Origin of the sequence: Veillonella agrestimuris, assembly GCF_943193065.1 — a bacterium.
GTDB lineage: Bacteria > Bacillota > Negativicutes > Veillonellales > Veillonellaceae > Veillonella > Veillonella agrestimuris.
This window is the reverse complement of record NZ_CALPCS010000011.1, coordinates 13,353-30,564: the sequence shown is the minus strand read 5'-3', so window position 1 is coordinate 30,564 and position 17,212 is coordinate 13,353. Positions and strand designations below refer to the sequence as shown.

The window sequence follows — 17,212 nt, the reverse complement described above, 5'->3', positions numbered from 1 at the left end:
GACTTTCACAAAATTGACAGTCCTATAGGCGAGATTTATAATTATAGTGTATACAATTATTAGATATACACGTAGTAATTCATGAAAATACATGTGCCCATGTATTAAATTCTTATACTATATTATACTCATTTTGGGTGTTCTTTGAAAGTCTAAAGGCTGGATGAGAATAAAAGGAGGCCCTTTATGGCTAAGAAACCATCTGAAAGTATACATAATCATGAAAAAAAAGAAGGCTATCAGTTATCAGTCGTTGATTCTATTGAGCGATTGCCCTTAAGTGAACAAGTCTATTTGGCATTAAAGCAAGCGATTTTAACAGGTGAACTCATGCCTGATGAAAAGCTGAACGAAGTGAAAATTGCAGAACAACTACGCGTTAGTGCGACACCAGTGCGGGAAGCTTTCAGAAAACTAGCGAAAGATAATCTCGTTGTTATTGTTCCTTGGAAAGGGGTTCGCGTCAAAGGCGATACGCCAGAAGAGATCATTGCTCTATATCAATGCCGAGAAGTGATGGAAGGCCTTGGGGCGCGCCTCTGTGCACGCCATGCGACACCGGAACAAGTGGCAGAATTGAAGGAATTATGCAAAGAAATGCACGCCATCGAAGACGCGACGGAGCGGGTTGATGTGAACAGTCGATTCCATACGATGATTGCACAATTCTCTGGCAATGAGCGGGTGCTCGATTATTTATCTGATTTTAGAGAGCGCGTCAATCGAGATATGTACCTTAGTTCCTTTGATGCAGGACGGACTCATGAATGCGATGATGAACACGATCAAATCATTAGCGCTATTGAGCGACATGATGAAGTAGCTGCAGAAAACGCCATGCGCCAACATATAAATAACGCCTTTATTTTTAAACGGGCTAATGCGGAATTGGCGCAGAAACAAAATAGTGAAGCGAAATAAAACCAGTAAATACATATGAGTTAGACACTTTATAGAGAACGATTTGTAATTATCTATGAATGTTGCAATTGCACATAAAGAAGGACCCTATTAAGAGGGTCCTTCTTTTGCAGAGTCTATGCAGTTGTGGTTTAATAAAAGGAGTTTACTGTATCTGTATTGTTATAGTCTGTGTTGCTGAGCTAACTGTTTGTTGCATAATTGATAATCCTGCACTCGAAAATGCAGTAACTGACTGATTGGCATGTGGAGGCAATGGGCGATTCTGAGGAGCACTTCTAAAGAAACGCCACCAATGCCACTGCCTTGTTCTAGTTTGCTTAAGTAGCTACGACTGATACCAGCGAAATCTGAAAGTTGTCGTTGGGAAATTCCTAGGGACCTACGGAGTTCGGCAATTTTAAAGCCTAAGCAAACATAGTGTTCTTGCAATATAGGATCTTCGTAACAATTTCTTTGGTACGCTGGCAGGATAGGTATAGGACTGACCATAGTAACCTCCTTTCTATTCCCTTGACTACAGTATACGGAACAGAGCGGTCTTTGACTAATTCGGAGTGAACTATATGTATTATAGATAATCTATATTTACACAAAACGTGAAAGTCTATACTGTTTATTATTTTTAAGATTGTATAGTGGTATGATTCATATTCCTTGTAGGAGAAACGATATTCCATGGAGAAATATATTATCATTGCCTTTGGCGGAGCCATAGGTGCTGTAGCACGAGTTGCTTTAGGGGAAGCCTTGAGCAAGTGGGACGCCTTGCCGTATGGAACTATGGCGGTGAATATCATTGGTTGTTTATTGATTGGCCTTATAGCTGGCCTCTACATGGCACATCTAGAGTGGCCGCAGTGGGGAAAATACTTACTCATAGCTGGGGGATTAGGGGCTTTTACGACCTTCTCTACCTTTATATTAGACCTATTGGAATTGATGACAACTGCATCGCTCCTAGACAGCCTTATATATAGTGGACTTCAAATCGGTGTGGGATTGCTGTTATGTGCGATAGGTATACAGATTGGTCGATTGTTGTAACATAATTTTAATATAAAAGGATTACACAATATGAAGCAAATAAAAACGCAAGATGCCGTAGGGCATGCATTGATTCACGATATTGTTCGCATCGTTATTGGCGATGTAAAAGAAACGGCTTTCAGTCGGGGCCATGTCATTGGAGAGGAAGATGTACCAAAGCTTCTCGATTTGGGGAAGGAACATATTTACGTTATGGAACCTAGCGATGACGGATTCCTTCACGAAGAAACGGTGGCACAAGCTTTGTACGATATTGCAAAAGGCACGAACATGCATGATGGTCCTATGTCGCAAGGTAAAATCGAGGCCATTGCCGATGTAGATGGCCTTTTGAAAGTGGATGTAGAGAAACTTCATGCTATCAATAGCATTGGAGATTTGACGATTGTTACGAAATTGAACAATTCTCCTGTAAAAGCAGGTGAAAAGATTGCCGGCATGCGCTGCATTCCTCTTTTGTTAGATGAACGGGAAGTCAAAGAGGCAGAATGCATTGGCGGACCTATCCTAAATATTAAGCCTTTTGTACGGAAAACGATGGGTATCGTTACGACGGGGTCAGAAGTTTTTGAAGGACGTATTACAGATGCTTTCACACCTATTATTGAAGAGCGCTGTGCCGAATTCGGGGTGAAAAAAATAGCCCATGAAATCGTTACCGATGACACGGACCTCATTGTAGCCGCTATTGACAAGGTGAAAGCAGCGGGTGCGGATATTATCTTTTGTACTGGCGGCATGAGCGTCGACCCTGACGATTTGACACCTGGCGCTATTAAACGTTATGCTGACACAGTGGTGACCTATGGTTTGCCAGTATTGCCAGGATCGATGGTGTGCATCGCTTATTGTGATGATGGCACACCGATTCTCGGCGTTCCAGGTGGCGTTCTCTTTAGCAAACCCACTGCTTTTGACGCTATCGTGCCGCGCCTCGTGGCAGACGACCGGATTACGAACGAAGACTGCATTGCTATGGGCCACGGCGGTTTTTTAGGTTAAAACGACTTCTCCCCAAGTAAAGGATGCTTGCATCGTTTTAAGGTTAATGTATCAATCATGCGGACGGCTTCGTCGAGGGTTAGATCTTCTCGTTTTGACGGTGTTTCGAGGACTGCGAGTGGTTCATCTGCACCGACCTCGCCGGAAGGGAGATAAATATACTCTTGATTTATTACATCGCCGAAAATATAACCGGCCTGTAGATGTTCTTTATGAATGCGGCTCATAATGCTCCTTATATATTTATAGATTGAATAATTGCCAATTAATTTTACTAACCCATCAGTATATCAGTTTAACTAATCATTGTATGAGTATATCAGCCGATAGTGAAGTCTATGTTGTTTGTAATTAATTACAAGATTTTTTGTACCATAAATTGACTATAGTCGGCCGATACTAATTTCAGTTCTGTATTCCCGAATGTGGTGGGAATGCGGTTAAATGATACAGGGTCGTGCAAGTGACCAAATATGCACATATCGACGTTGTAGCGCTCCATGAGGTCTGTAAAGCCTGATGGGGCGTTGTTTTCATTGAATGGTGGATAGTGCAGTAATAATAATCGTTTTTCTGAAAGCTTAGGCAGGCCTTGTTCCATCCGTTCCGCGTGGATGCGATTTATAGAGGTGTTCATTTCTTCCAAAGCTGCTTCTGTACGGAGGAGTTCGCGATTGTAAATGGATTGATCTCTGTCCACATTAAAATCGTAATCTCCAGGACAAATATAGCCACGAGTACCGCCAAAGGCGATAATGCTTTCACCATTAGTGCCTGGTGTATCAGCAACGATGGCCGTGCCATGACCTTGGATGAACGTAATGGTGTCGCCCATGGCGTTTTTCATTTTATTCGCCGAGGACCACCAATAGTCGTGGTTGCCTCGAATCATATATTTTTTGCCTTTCATAGTGGCGATTTCCTGAAGATCTGGCAGTGCCTCCTCTAAGCGTAAAGCCCATGATATGTCGCCTACGAGGAATACAATATCGTCGTCAGTGACAGTGGATTGCCAATGCGTTTTGATGCGGTTCCAGTGGTCGTGCCAATGGGGACCGAAGACATCCATAGGCTTCGTGGGAGGATTGCCGGATAAGTGGATATCGCCAATTGCGTATATATTCATAATATCCTTATAAGATTAACGTAAAACAGTAGTTGCCAATTATGGTTTCTATTCAAAAAAAGGTCGACTATCTTTTATAATGTGAGCAGCTCGCTTATCATCACAAGTTTGAGAAATGCCGTAGCCTACGAAGAGGGGCGGCGTTATATAACGAGATACGACCTTAATATAACGGTAGTCATCGTGTAAATCGTAGAAATAGTAATTATAAGACTGAGAAAAACGAGACATGCTGTGCAGTACATAGCGAATCGTTTGTTGCAATCGCAAAGTGATAGTGCGCATCGGTGCATCTGCTTTAAAGCGCAAATTATATTCAAAGAAGCCAATAATAGGATGATTGGATAAGGTGATGCGCACATGTTGGTCTTCGTGGAGTAACCAGCCATTCATATGTTCTACGGTTATATCTTCGCGGTAATCGTAATTTCGTAAACCGATGATTTGGCTATGGGGATGGCGAATGGAGCCACCAGACATAGGGCCATAATTTTTAAAAAATATAACCGATGCAAATTCTTTTGAGGCCATCGTTTCATGCCATTTATCGTAACCAAATTGAATGATGCGGCTTGCTTCATTAAGAGATAAAGTAGACAATTCGCCTTCATCCCCTTCTGTTTCGATAATCACCGTTGGCCACGTATCGCGCAATACTGGGTATTTATTCATGAGCCAAATTAGGTGACCATCTTTGGCTAGAATATCCGTTAATGTAGAAGGATCGCAGAAAGGGCAACGCACCATATCGTTTTCCATATTAAATGGCTTCGTGCGGCCCATAGCAATATCGAAGATGAGTGGTTTGTTCATGATGGGCCTCCATTCTCTAAATCATATGTAATATCATACCACAAAGCAGAAGAGGAGAATATAAATTTCTCACAAGTATTACAACGAGCGCTGAAAAAGGAACTAGGCATTATATAATCAATTAGGAGCACCTTAGGGTGTTCCTTTTTTGCTATTCAAAATGGTAAAATATAAAGAATATGAGCCTCATCGTGTACTGGATACGCCACGAGGATAGACTCAAAAAGGAGCGATTATGAAACCGACTACATTAGTATTCCCTATAGATGAACAAAATCGCATACTTTTAGGCCGCAAGAAGCGTGGCTTTGGTATGGATAAATATAATGGTTTTGGTGGAAAAATCCAGAATAACGAGACCTTTCGCCAATGTGCGGTGCGCGAGTTGTACGAAGAATCGGGAATTCGAGTAAATCCAGAAGATTTAGAGTGCGTGGCGCTCTTTGATTTTCGCTTTCCTTATGATGAAAGTTTAACTCACATCAGTTATGTGTACACGGTCCGCGTCACAGGCACTGAGCCGATAGAATCGGATGAAATGGAACCCCATTGGTTTACTTTCACCGATGTTCCTTATGAAAGTATGTGGGCCGGTGATCGTCGGTGGTTGCCCATGATATTGGAAGGGCGCAAGTTAAAAGGGCCTATTGAGTTTGGTCCTGATAATAGCGATGTAACAGATATGAAGTTAACTGACGTTCATGAAGTGATGGAAAGCGAATTATTGGCTCGCATTGATTTATATTTGATGGATGGCAATGAATAAGAACATTGATTGTTTCGATGTACCACTGGTAACTATAAATGACATAAGTTGCGGACAAGACAATCAAAACGATACTATAGATGATAATAAAGAGGAATGATGATAGAAAAACAAAATCCGAAATGGGTGCCACAATTATTAGCGTGGTATGATGTGAATAAGCGGGATTTGCCGTGGCGCGATTGTGGAGACCCGTATAAAATATGGGTTTCAGAAGTGATGAGCCAACAAACTCGCATTGAGGCTATGAAGCCTTACTACGACAATTGGATGCAGTTATTTCCGACCTTGCAGGATTTAGCCAATGCTACAGAAGACGAAGCGGTCCACGCGTGGCAAGGCTTAGGATATTACAGCCGGGCTCGCAATTTGCGTTTGGGTGTGCAAGAGGTTGTGAATAAGTACGGCGGCATTGTACCTAGTAACCGAAAAGACATAGAGTCATTAAAAGGCGTAGGTTCTTATACGGCAGGTGCTATCTTATCAATGGCTTACGGCAAACGGGAAGCTGCTGTAGATGGTAATGTGTTGCGTATTTATGCCCGTTTGTACGGTGTATATGACGATATTCTAAGTACAAAAGGGAAGAAAGCAATTACCGAATTAGTGGAAGCTACGCTACCGCATGATCGTCCTGGTGACTTTAACCAGTCCTTGATGGATTTTGGTTCTGCTGTATGTATTCCAAAATCACCGCGATGCAGCGAATGCCCGATTCGTAATATGTGCTATGCTTATCAGAACAATGTAACGGATCAATTGCCAGTGCGCATTAAGAAAACAAAGGTCATCGACGTACCCGTATGGGTTGGTATTTTACAATATGGCGATTATTACCTACTCCATAAACGACCAAATCGAGGCTTGCTCCGTTCCATGTGGGAATTTCCGTCTCTAGAAGGGGCGAACTCTTTTGATGAAGCAGAACAAGGCTTAGCAGAATTGGTAAGAGCCTTGGGTTTTACCTTGTCTTTGCAACCTGTAATGGCAAAAGAATTGACGCATATTTTCTCTCACCGGAAATGGTTTATGAAAGCTTTCAAAGGTGATTTAGATTATGTACAACCAATCCCTGAAATGAGTGATTCTATACGTTATATTCCTGATGATGCTGATATTATAACGTACATTCAACAATCGTTACCGAAGGATTGGATGCTCATTAAGCGACAAGATTTTGCCAACTATGCATGGGCAGGTCCTCATGGTAAACTGACAGAACTTTGTAAGGAGACTCAATGCAACAAATGATTATAGAAATTGTCTTTTTTACCGTCCTCGCCGCCGTTGTGCTTGGCTTCTGGGCGTTAATGACATATGTGTGGAAACCAAAGCGGAAATGGCCCGGATGGGTTCTATATTTACTATTCATTACCGCTTGGTTCATGACGGTGCGGTATTTCTTCTTGCACCAAGTGGAATTGTTCGGTACACCATATTACCTTTGGTTTACTCTGTTCCGTACTGAAAGCTACGCTTTTGCATTTTCCCTCTTTTTAGCAGTTCCTGTGTTACTCCTGCTAGTGATACTATACGCAATGGTTAATCGTATTGCTAGAAGATGGGCTAACTCCAAAGCTCAAAGGGTATCTGAAAGAACAGATTTTGAAAATCAAGATATACCTACGCCTGATCCAATAGGGCGGAGAAACTTTTTCCGCACCGTAGGCGCTGTTGTACCGTTAGCAGCGCTGGGTGGCTCCAGTTATGCTGCCTTTGTAGGACAACATGAAATTACTATCACCCATGAACGCTTTGGTTACACCAATTTGCCAGACGGGTTGAAACATTATAAAATCGTTCAACTCAGTGATATTCATGTAGGGCCAAGCATTGATTTAGACGATTTTGATGAAATTTTGTCATTAGCACTGAAAGAAAAACCGAATCGCGTAGTCATTACGGGAGACCTCATCGACCGAGTGGCATGGTTGCCACAAGTATGCGAAAAACTGACTGCTTTCAGTAAACAAATTCCCGATGGTGTGGATTATATTTTGGGGAATCATGAATATCATTACGATGTGCATCACATTGTAGATTCCATTAAAAAGAAAACACCGTTGAACGTACTCATTAATAGCAATATTCAAATTATGGGTGGCAAGCAGCCCGTTTACATCGCCGGGGTGGCTTACGATAATAAGCGAGATAAGGATAATCGGGAAGCTATGATTACCACTGCATTATCTGGTATCCCAGCGCATGCTTTCGTCATTTTATTGGCGCATCATCCAGAGTTTTTCGAAGAAGCCGTAGAGCGGAATATTCCGCTTACCTTAGCGGGACATACTCATGGAGGTCAAATCGTTGTTATGGGACAACCTCTCGTACCGACTGGTACACCATATACAAAAGGCCGCTACACAGAGAAAAACAGCGTGTGCTATGTCAATAATGGTACCGGTCATTGGTTTCCTGTAAGAGTGAACTGTCCACGGGAGATTACGGTGATTACCTTCTTTGATGGAAAATAACAGGAAATAATCAAGCCGATAGAGAATATATGTAGTATATATTCTTTGTCGACTTTTATTTATGCGACGGTAGTAGGAGGTTTAGCATATAATAGCATAGAGCTAATTGGGTAAGGTTTAATATAGCACTAAAGCTGATAGAGCCGATACTTTCATATTAGAAATGCTAAAGGAGGATTCCTATGGTTCGGAGAATGATGTTTAATGGAACAGCGTATTTTGGTCAAGGTGCGATTGGCGAGATTGTAAATGAAATCAAGAATCGTCATTTTAAGAAAGCTCTCGTTACGTCTACGCCAGATTTATTTGAATTTGGTATTGCCACAAAGGTTACCGATTTATTGGATGAAGCGGGGATTGCTTACGAAGTATACGATGGCATTAAACCGAATCCGTCTATTGCTAATATTACCGATAGCGTCGAGGCTTGTAAGCGCAGTGGTGCAGATGTTATTGTCGCTGTTGGTGGCGGCAGTCCTATTGACGCGAGTAAGGCTATCGCTACGATTATGACGAATCCTGAATTTAGTGATGTCCGCAGTCTTGAAGGGTTAGCGCCAACCAAAAATCCGTGTTTGCCTATTATTGCAGTAACTACAACATCTGGGACAGCAGCGGAAGTCACGATTAATTATGTTATTACCGACGAAGAGAAAAATCGTAAATTTGTTTGTGTAGACCCTCATGACATTCCTATTGTAGCCATCGTCGATCCTGATATGTCTGCTACTATGCCGACTGGTCTTTGTGCAGCTACTGGTATGGATGCCTTGGTGCACGCTATTGAAGGTTTTATTACAAAAGGTGCTTGGGAACTGACTGATATGCTCCATTTGAAAGCCATTGAAATCATAGGGCGCTCCCTTCGCAGTGCTGTAGCTGGTGATTATGACGGCCGCGAAGCTATGTCTGTAGGTCAGTATATAGCTGGTATGGGATTCTCCAATGTAGGTCTTGGCATCGTTCATTCTATGGCACATCCGTTGAGCGCTTTATATGATGTTCCTCATGGTAAGGCGTGTGCGATGCTCCTCACAGCGGTACTCAAATTTAATGCTTCTGCAACAGGTACAAAATATCGTGATATTGCTCGAGTTATGGGAGTTGCTGACGTAGATGCGATGGATGAAACTACATATCGAGCAGCGGCTATTGATGCTATTCAACAATTAGCTGATGATGTTGGTATTCCTAAATCACTTAGCGAAGCGGGCGTGAAAGAAGAGGATATTCCGTTCCTCGCCGAATCTGCTTTTAAAGACGCATGTACGCCAGGAAATCCAAAAGACGTTTCCCTTGAGGATATTATAGGGATTTATAAGTCTATTTTATGATAAAACTTTCATACATACTGTATACATACATAATAATACACATCATTTCTTGTAATTCCCCCTTTAACACGATAAAATGTAGGTAGGTTATTAATTAAATTGTAAATAGGAGGTAAGTACTTATGAAACACGATTTTATGAGCCACGACCTTCATTTGCCGGAGCTTACGTTGCGGGGGATGCTACTTGGTGCGTTAATAACTATTATTTTTACAGCATCCAACGTATATTTAGGTTTGAAGGTTGGTTTGACGTTCTCGTCATCCATTCCGGCAGCCATTATTTCGATGGCAATTTTGCGTTTTTTCAAGGATTCTAACGTTCTTGAAAATAACATGGTCCAAACGCAGGCTTCTGCGGCAGGTACCTTATCCGCTATTATTTTTATTTTGCCAGGTTTGTTGATGTTAGGGTATTGGCAAGGGTTCCCATTCTGGCAAACATTCTTGCTTTGCGCATGCGGTGGCTCTTTAGGGGTATTATTTACGATTCCATTGCGCCGTGCTATGGTAGTGAATAGTGACTTACCATATCCAGAAGGCCGCGCAGCTGCTGAGATTTTGAAAGTAGGCTCTCACAGTGATGATGAATCTAGCAAAGGTAACTCCGGTATGAAAGACATCGTATCTGGTGGTTTCATTGCTGGTTTGATTAGTCTTTGTGCAAATGGTTTCAAAGTACTAGGCGATAGCATGAGTTTTTGGGTTGGCATTGGTAACAAAGGTCTTACTCAAATCCCATTGGGCTTCTCCACAGCGCTTCTCGGTGCTGGTTACTTAATTGGTATTGCTTCTGGTATTGCGATCTTAGTAGGTGTACTCATTGCTTGGGCTGGCTTCGTTCCGTATTTAACGAATATGCTTGCTCCAGATGGTGGTGCTACGGCTAAGTTCGCTATGACTGTATGGAAAGAAAAAGTTCGTTTCGTTGGTGCTGGTGCCATCGGTATTGCAGCGATTTGGACATTGATTACTTTAATTAAGCCAATTCTTGAAGGCATTAAAATTTCTGTTCAATCCATGAACATGAATAGTTCTGAACGAGACTTACATCGCATGGATACGGATATGAGCGCAAAAAGCGTATTATTAACGTTCATCGTTATCCTGTTTGGTTTAGGCTTAACATTCTGGGATTTCGTATCTGCTGTGCCAATTAGTGCTGGCTTGATGTGGACTCTCGTTGTAGTAGGTATCGTTGTAGCCTTATTGATTGGCTTCTTCGTAGCTGCTGCCTGCGGTTACATGGCCGGTCTCATCGGTACGTCCGCATCTCCAATTTCCGGTATCGGTATTTTAGCAACTATTATTTCTTCCTTAGTAGTGTACTTCATTGCATCGGAAAATAACTTGTTTGCTACTCCTGAAGGCGTTCAATTTGCTACAGCTATGGCTATCTTCATGACATCTGTAGTTATTGCTATTGCCGCTATTTCTAATGATAACTTGCAAGACTTAAAAACTGGTCAACTCGTTGGTGCTACACCTTGGCGTCAACAAGTAGCGTTGTTATTAGGCTCCGTAGTAGGTGCCGTAGCGATTGCTCCAGTACTTAACTTGTTATACCAAGCATACGGGTTTACAGGCGCATTGCCTCGTCCTGAAATGGATCCAAGTGCCGCTTTATCTGCACCACAAGCGACATTGATGACTACCATTGCACAAGGTATTTTCAGTTCCAGCCTTGATTGGACATATGTTCTTATCGGTGTAGGCGTAGGTATCGTAGCGATTATTGTGAATCTTATCCTTAAGAGCTCCACTGCTACATTGTCCTTACCACCGCTTGCAGTAGGTATGGGTATTTATTTACCACCAACTTTGGAAGTACCTTTAATTGTAGGTTCTTTGATTAGCTACTTCGTAGGTCGTTACCTTGTGGCTCGTGCGAAAATGCGTGCTGGCGATCTTGCTGAGTACGACGTAGAACAATCCAACCGTCGTGGCGTTCTTTTCGCATCTGGCCTCATCGTTGGTGAAAGCTTAATCGGCGTGCTTATTGCCGTTATTATTGTGTTGTCAGTCACTGCAGGTGGCGGTGAAGCTCCACTTGAATTAGTAGGTGCAGAATTTGAAAATACAGCACAATGGTTGGGCTTAGCTGCCTTTGTATTTGTGGCGTTCTACTTAGTTCGTCTTGTAGTAACTCACAAATTTAACAAAGAAGAAGCCATCGCTATGAAAGAAGAGCAAGGCAAATAAATAAGAATATAGATTTCCATATATAATGTTGTTTCATATAGTTGCATAATATATAATGGTATATATACAATAGAGATTATCTTGCTATAAGATAATCTCTATTCATATACGTAACTAAATGTCGTGTATCCATATAAACAGAGGTTATATGAATACAAGCAAATGCAATATTTCGTTACAATATGAATACTATATCTATGTATAGAAGAGGTTTAAAACATGAAACTAAAACAATCGATTCTTATCATGATGGCAGCAGCTATGCCATTTACAGCATTAGCTGCAAACGATGTGATTCCTGTTGTAAAAGCCGGCGAAGCGGCTACAGCGGTTACAAATGAAACAGTAACTACATCCACTAAACCTGTTACAGGCGCAGTTTCTAGTGCAGCGACAGAAGCAGTATCTGAAACGAGTGAAGCAAAAACTGTACGTGGTGCTAAGAAAGCAGCTAAAAAAGATGCCGCTATTGCTAGCGACGTAGAATCTGATATTGAAGCTTTCACAGTAGATGGTAATCGTGCACAACGTAACAGTATTACGTACCGCGTATCTAGCACTGCAACGCCTGAACAAAATAAACACTTACGTTCTGAAGTGAACAGCAGTGATCGCAAAACAGTAGAAGTAGTAGCTCCTGATGCAAGTCGTTACATGGACCGTAAACAAGTGGCGGTAGCGCCAGTGGAATTTTTTACGGATCATTTAGATTTCGTATTCCCTAGCGTAAAATCCGTTAGCCCTGTAGTGGAAAAATCCATTAATACGACTATCAAAAAATACGTATCAAAAGTGCAAAACGATACGCAAAAAATCAACGAAACAGAGGCTAATAAACAAAACGTCATCATGTACTATGACGTAAAAGCCGACGACAACGGTATTTTCAGTGTATTGATTCACACGTACACCATCGGTGACCATGATGCTAATGGCGTCAACTATGTAAAAGGCTTTACCTTCAATACCACAACAGGTCGTCAATTGTCCCTATATGACATGGGTGGCCTTAACAAAGACCAGCTAATTACTGCTATTAATAACAACCCATCTGTGAAAACAGCCTTTCCAGGGGACATTACTTTCGATAAAATGCCGAAAGAGTTCTATACTACAGACGATTATTCCGTAGTGATGATCCTTCAACAAGATGTAGATACAATCCACAGCGCTGGTACCGTATACGTACCAGTAGGTGACTTGCGGGATAAAGTGAAAGACACTAAGAAAAAGAAAAATAAATAAGGGCTTATAGCTCTAGGCATAACAAAAAGCCGTCTACCTTTCGAGGTAGACGGCTTTTTGTTTATTATTTTTATTATTTCTGTTTAGCCGGCAATGGGAATTGGATAGTAGTCGTTGTTTCTTCTTGTGGTAATTGAAGAACTACTTTTTTACCAAACTCTTTTTTGAATGCTTTTACCGTTGCATCGTTCATAGCACTTACTGTGAGAATGAGGGCTGATGTATCTGCGGACGGTTTGATAGCTAGAATATTGCCAGTTGGTTCACTGTTTTTATAGAGAGAGACAGCGTTGGCTTGGTATTCTTCTAATTGAGCTTGTGTCAATTTACCTTGGCTTACGAGGATAGTGGCATCCAATTGTGGGTCTCTAGCATTTGTGAAAGCGTCTGTTAAGGCTTTCACATCTTTTTTGTCCACCGCTGTAACATGTAATTTGCTTTCATCCCAGAAGAGAGCGCCTTCGTTGCGGAATTTGCTGAAATCGTTGCCATAGTTCAACGTACGGTCGATGATGGCGGACGTTTTATTTTCCACTTCTTGACGATACAGCGCATTATGGAATGCTAATGCTTGTGGCGTTTGGGTCATACGGAAGGCCACTTCGGCAGCTTCTGCACGGGTGATGTATTTTTCTGGATTGAACATCGTGCCAGGTGCATAGCTAGTAAATCCTAAGTAGGCTAATTCGCGTACAGCGTCTTGAGCCCATGGAGCAATATATTTTTGGTCTCCATAAGCGATGGAATCGAGTACAGTTGGATCTTCTGTGGTATATCCTAAGTAGTGAATGTAGTTATCTGCTACGACAGCAAATTCTTGGCGAGACATATATTTCTCTGGTTGGTACGTATCGTCGCCGTAACCGGAAATGATATTTTTACGAGATACGGAAGCGATAGCGAGGGCAGACCAACGATCCGATGTAATATCTTTAAATTTGCTAGATAAGAAAGCGGCTTCGCCGTCGTCAGTGAGATTGTTGAATAAAGACGCTACTTCTTCGCGAGTCATCGCTTGGTTAGGACGGAATGTGCCGTCCGAGTAGCCATTCATCAGTTTTGCTTTTGTTACACCGCTAATGGAGCGAGACGCCCAGAAATCACTAGGTACGTCGGAGAAGATGAAAGGACGTACGTCTTGAATATTTTTTGGTGTTGTCACCAACGCTTGTTGGTTGACGATATCTGCTACTGTAGGAGTTGCAGCGGTTGTAGTCGATACTGTCGCTGTTGTTGCAGCCATTGCATGTGGAGCTACAGACGTAGCTCTTGTTTGTACAGTAGGCTCAGCAGCAACGGCAAAGCCTGTCGCATTGAGTAGAGCCGCTGCTACTAAAGCTGATAAAGTATATTTTCTAAATTGTCCCATGAAATCCTCTTACTTAGCGTTTTACAATCATTTTTACTTTAGAACCGAATACTTTGGAAATGCCTTGTTGTGTTTCATAACTTGCAGTGCTAACTACAGCATATAATTGGTTATTTTTTACATCTGGGAATGTAGTAATAATGTTGCCTGCTTTTTCATTTTTAGCGTAGTAATTGCGGAAGTTATTTTCGATGACATCGTATTCTGTTTGGCTATAGCGGGAAGGCTCTACTACGACATAGTCGTTTACAGTGGAGTTATTACGGCTCGCTAAGTTAGCTTTCACAGTGTCCATGTCGCTGACATTTTTCAATGCTACATGCAATTGATTGTCACGCCAGTACATTACGCCGTAATCTTGGAAAGCTTCTGGCGTTTTGTAAGTTTTGTTCAACTCAGTGAATACGTTGTTTTCCAAGGATTCTTGTTGTTTTTGTGTCAACGGTTTTACCGTTACTGTTTTGCTAGCAGGGCGAACGAAACGAGAGGACGTATCTACTTTTTCTTCCGTTGCTTTTGTATCTGACACTGTTTTTGTTTTAGTAGTATCTTTAACGGTTTCTTTGGTAGCTTCTTTTTTTGTGGCTACTGGTTTTGCATTTGTATTAGTAGTCGCTTTAGAAGCAATGCCGTCACCTAAAATGCGGTTTAAAATCGTAGCTGCTTGTGCGCGTGTTACTGCTTGGGTTGGGTTGAAATCAGTAGTGGCACCAGACGCTACATAGCCGCGTTGTGCCATGTATTCGATGTCTTTTTTATATTCGCTGGAAATGCTTGCTTCGTCTTTGAACGTTACTTTTTCCGTTTTGATAGCTGCATCAGGTTTGATTTTTTTCACTAAATTAGCAGTAGCTGCTACGAACTCTTCGCGGTTCATCGCTTTGCTAGGGTTGAAAGCCGTTTTAGAAGTGCCTTCCATAACGCCTGTAGCGCCAGCTAATTTAATAGCAGAATTAGACCAACGATCACTTTCAACGTCGCTGTAGGAGATAGCTGTTTCTTTCGTAATAGCTTCTGCTAATTCTTGCTCGCTCAATTCTTTTTGCAATACATTGCTGTAAATGGCAGCAGCTTGTTCGCGCGTAATCACTTGGCCTGGACGGAATGTGTCGTCAGCGTAACCAGATAAATAGCCCGCTTGTGTCATCACTTGGATAGCATTGCGCGCCCAGTTATCTTTGGTGTCAGTGTATACGCCAACTGGTAAATTTTCTTTTGGTTTTTCTGTTTTTACTGCTGTTTTAGTAGTTGTTTCTTTTGCTGTTGTTTTAGTATCTACTTTTGTTGCTTTTGCGTCTGCTTTTACAGTTTTTTCAGTTGATTTCGCATCTTTTTTAGCAGTAGTAGCCGTTGATTTTGCTTTGCTAGTAGCGGAGTCAGCTTTGGTTTTTGCTGTTGCGGCATGGGCTTTTACTTTGTTAGTAGTAGCGTCAGATTTGGACTTTGCTGCTGTTGTCTCTGCTTTAGCTTTTGTTGTTGTTGCTTGTATTTTACTTTCAGCTGTGTCTACTGCGTTAGCTACAGCGGAGGTTGTTTCTGTTGTATTTGTAGTGGCTGCATGAGCGTAGTTCATAATGCCAAATGTAGAGCCAATAGCTAATGTGATTGCTAAAGATAAAGATAATTTATTGAGTTTCATGGGAAAGCTCCTTTCAAACCATATGTATATACGATAAATTATAGCACTTTTATAGAATAATAACTACTATAAGAAAAAGTAATGTATAATGGTACAATTTGTATAAACAATATAATTGTTTGTATATTATGAATACTGCTCTTTGGAAATGAATGAGTATGATATGAAAAAGTGAAAGTGGAGTCGATTAGTAGAAATTGATAGAGATTCGCAAAAATATAAGAGGAATCCTGTAATTGAAGTCAGTATCATTAAAAATTTTGATAAATGAAATAGAGTGCTTTCTATTTTGAAAGTCTTATTATGAGAAAAACGCATAACAATGTATTTTATTAATGGATAAATACTAATATAGCAATTGTTTGGACTTTTATCATTAGCTTATTTATAATGATATCGAAACACTCTTTACCATTTGGGGTTAAAGATTGTCATACTATTCTCGGTATATTTATATATGTTGTATAAATGATGCCGTTAGGGATATATTATATTTTTGAGGTAAGTACTAGAAAAGTTGAGGACGAAATTATGAAAATTCATCTTTTCCAACAGTGTTTGATTGACATGTTCTATCCCCATGTAGGCATGGCTGGTGTACATGTACTTGAAAACTTGGGCTGCGAACTCGTAGTGCCTAAAAAACAAGTATGCTGTGGACAAATGTTCACAAACTCTGGCTATAACAAAGCTGCTATGGATGCGATTAAGAATACTATTGAATGCTTTGAAAACTCTGAATATGTAGTCAGCATGTCCGGATCTTGCGCATTTGCAATTCGTGATGAATATCATCACTTCTTGAAAGATGAACCAGAATGGTTGCATCGCGCAGAAAAATTAAGCTCTAAAATTTATGAATTCACTGAGTTCATTACAGACGTATTAGGCGTAGAAGATGTAGGTGCTCGTTTCAATGAGTCCGTAACATATCATACATCTTGCCACGTAACTCGTTTAATGGGTGTTAAAGAACCTCCATTTAAACTCCTTCGCAATGTTAAAGATATCAACTTAATTGAATTACCTCGTGCAGACCGTTGCTGTGGTTTCGGTGGTACTTTCTCCGTTAAAAACCCAGAAATCAACGAAGTAATGACTCGCGAAAAAGCATTGGAAATCGCTAGCACTGGTGCTAATGTTATTTCCGGTTCTGACCAAGCTTGTCTTATGAATATTGCTGGTATGCTTGATCGTCTTCACAAAGAAGGCGTTATTGACCGCCGTATTAAAGTAATGCACATTGCTGAAATCTTGAATTGCCGTTAA

General features: G+C 41.2%; 16 protein-coding genes. 10 read left to right on the top strand and 6 right to left on the bottom strand.

Going from position 1 to position 17,212, the window contains the following annotated elements:
• The first annotated feature begins 186 nt into the window (after positions 1-186).
• Positions 187-921 carry a GntR family transcriptional regulator gene (locus NFR29_RS06325; RefSeq protein ID WP_251424636.1) on the top strand — a complete coding sequence of 245 codons (735 nt, stop codon included), beginning with the start codon at positions 187-189 and terminating at the stop codon, positions 919-921.
• Between the two features lie 162 nt (positions 922-1,083).
• On the opposite strand, the gene NFR29_RS06320 is transcribed toward NFR29_RS06325, so the two are convergent.
• Positions 1,084-1,413: a helix-turn-helix domain-containing protein gene (locus NFR29_RS06320; RefSeq protein ID WP_251424634.1), complete on the bottom strand. Its 330-nt coding sequence runs from the start codon at positions 1,411-1,413 to the stop codon at positions 1,084-1,086.
• Positions 1,414-1,599: 186 nt separating this feature from the next.
• On the opposite strand from NFR29_RS06320, the gene NFR29_RS06315 reads away from it, so the two are divergent.
• Both NFR29_RS06315 and NFR29_RS06310 read left to right on the top strand, forming a co-directional pair.
• Complete coding sequence (locus NFR29_RS06315) at positions 1,600-1,968, top strand: fluoride efflux transporter FluC (protein ID WP_251424632.1); 369 nt, start codon at positions 1,600-1,602, stop codon at positions 1,966-1,968.
• Positions 1,969-1,998: 30 nt separating this feature from the next.
• Positions 1,999-2,973, top strand: a complete 975-nt coding sequence (locus tag NFR29_RS06310) for a molybdopterin-binding protein (RefSeq protein ID WP_251424630.1) — start codon at positions 1,999-2,001, stop codon at positions 2,971-2,973.
• Here NFR29_RS06310 and NFR29_RS06305 read toward each other — a convergent pair.
• From NFR29_RS06305 to NFR29_RS06295, 3 genes are all read right to left on the bottom strand, one after another.
• Positions 2,970-3,200 (bottom strand): hypothetical protein, encoded by a 231-nt coding sequence (locus tag NFR29_RS06305; RefSeq protein WP_251424629.1) that lies wholly within the window; start codon positions 3,198-3,200, stop codon positions 2,970-2,972. The two genes, NFR29_RS06310 and NFR29_RS06305, sit on opposite strands and share 4 nt — an antisense overlap.
• A gap of 128 nt (positions 3,201-3,328) precedes the next feature.
• Positions 3,329-4,099 carry a metallophosphoesterase gene (locus NFR29_RS06300; RefSeq protein ID WP_251424627.1) on the bottom strand — a complete coding sequence of 257 codons (771 nt, stop codon included), beginning with the start codon at positions 4,097-4,099 and terminating at the stop codon, positions 3,329-3,331.
• A 48-nt stretch (positions 4,100-4,147) separates the two neighbouring features.
• Positions 4,148-4,912, bottom strand: a complete 765-nt coding sequence (locus NFR29_RS06295; protein WP_251424624.1) for a DUF4931 domain-containing protein — start codon at positions 4,910-4,912, stop codon at positions 4,148-4,150.
• Positions 4,913-5,147: 235 nt separating this feature from the next.
• On the opposite strand from NFR29_RS06295, the gene NFR29_RS06290 reads away from it, so the two are divergent.
• The 6 genes from NFR29_RS06290 to NFR29_RS06265 all read left to right on the top strand — a co-directional run bounded on the left by NFR29_RS06290 (position 5,148) and on the right by NFR29_RS06265 (position 12,935).
• Entirely contained in the window at positions 5,148-5,678 is a 531-nt protein-coding gene (locus tag NFR29_RS06290; RefSeq protein ID WP_251424622.1) for an 8-oxo-dGTP diphosphatase, read from the top strand.
• Between the two features lie 99 nt (positions 5,679-5,777).
• Complete coding sequence (gene mutY / locus NFR29_RS06285; RefSeq protein ID WP_251424620.1) at positions 5,778-6,929, top strand: A/G-specific adenine glycosylase; 1,152 nt, start codon at positions 5,778-5,780, stop codon at positions 6,927-6,929.
• Positions 6,917-8,155, top strand: a complete 1,239-nt coding sequence (locus NFR29_RS06280) for a metallophosphoesterase (RefSeq protein ID WP_251424618.1) — start codon at positions 6,917-6,919, stop codon at positions 8,153-8,155. Before mutY ends, NFR29_RS06280 begins: the two co-directional genes overlap by 13 nt.
• Positions 8,156-8,337: 182 nt before the next feature.
• Positions 8,338-9,489, top strand: a complete 1,152-nt coding sequence (gene fucO / locus NFR29_RS06275) for a lactaldehyde reductase (RefSeq protein WP_251424616.1) — start codon at positions 8,338-8,340, stop codon at positions 9,487-9,489.
• 122 nt (positions 9,490-9,611) lie between these two features.
• A complete protein-coding gene (locus NFR29_RS06270; RefSeq protein ID WP_251424614.1) occupies positions 9,612-11,690 on the top strand; it encodes an OPT family oligopeptide transporter in 2,079 nt (692 codons plus the stop codon).
• 219 nt (positions 11,691-11,909) lie between these two features.
• On the top strand, positions 11,910-12,935 hold the full coding sequence (locus NFR29_RS06265) for a DUF4163 domain-containing protein (RefSeq protein WP_251424612.1): 1,026 nt from the start codon (positions 11,910-11,912) through the stop codon (positions 12,933-12,935).
• A 73-nt stretch (positions 12,936-13,008) separates the two neighbouring features.
• Here the strand turns inward: NFR29_RS06265 and NFR29_RS06260 are convergent, their stop codons facing one another.
• Positions 13,009-14,304 (bottom strand): S-layer homology domain-containing protein, encoded by a 1,296-nt coding sequence (locus tag NFR29_RS06260; protein WP_251424610.1) that lies wholly within the window; start codon positions 14,302-14,304, stop codon positions 13,009-13,011.
• A 13-nt stretch (positions 14,305-14,317) separates the two neighbouring features.
• Complete coding sequence (locus tag NFR29_RS06255) at positions 14,318-15,943, bottom strand: S-layer homology domain-containing protein (RefSeq protein ID WP_251424608.1); 1,626 nt, start codon at positions 15,941-15,943, stop codon at positions 14,318-14,320.
• A gap of 531 nt (positions 15,944-16,474) precedes the next feature.
• Between NFR29_RS06255 and NFR29_RS06250 the strand changes: the two genes are divergently transcribed.
• The gene (locus tag NFR29_RS06250; RefSeq protein WP_251424606.1) at positions 16,475-17,212 is read left to right on the top strand and encodes a (Fe-S)-binding protein; all 738 of its coding nucleotides are present in this window, start codon (positions 16,475-16,477) and stop codon (positions 17,210-17,212) included.